Annotated in this window: 1 protein-coding gene; it reads right to left on the bottom strand. The window is 70.8% G+C overall.

Going from position 1 to position 212, the window contains the following annotated elements; translation table 11 throughout:
- Positions 1-212 (bottom strand): hypothetical protein (locus RRF55_RS29205; protein ID WP_439419482.1); only part of this gene is annotated, 212 nt, incomplete at both ends.

The raw sequence follows: 212 nt of genomic DNA, 5'->3' as shown, positions 1-212 counted from the left end.
GTTACTTCAGCCAGCTCGGCCGGGTCGGAGACGATGGCGATGTTCGACATGTAGCGCCGGCCCGTTCGCAGGAGCTCACGCTCGTCACGCGCGTCCAGAATCTCGGCCAGCCAGCCTTCCGGCAGCAGGGATTCGATGAAGGGGGGAAGACTGCCGGGGCGGGTCGGCCGCACCAGGGGCGGCTGGCCCTCGGCGGTGGCGGCCCAGCGCCA

The organism is Klebsiella sp. K47 (assembly GCF_051858335.1).
Lineage (GTDB): Bacteria > Pseudomonadota > Gammaproteobacteria > Enterobacterales > Enterobacteriaceae > Klebsiella > Klebsiella pneumoniae.
The sequence above is the reverse complement of the archived record's forward strand: the minus strand, read 5'-3'. Positions and strand labels throughout refer to the sequence as shown.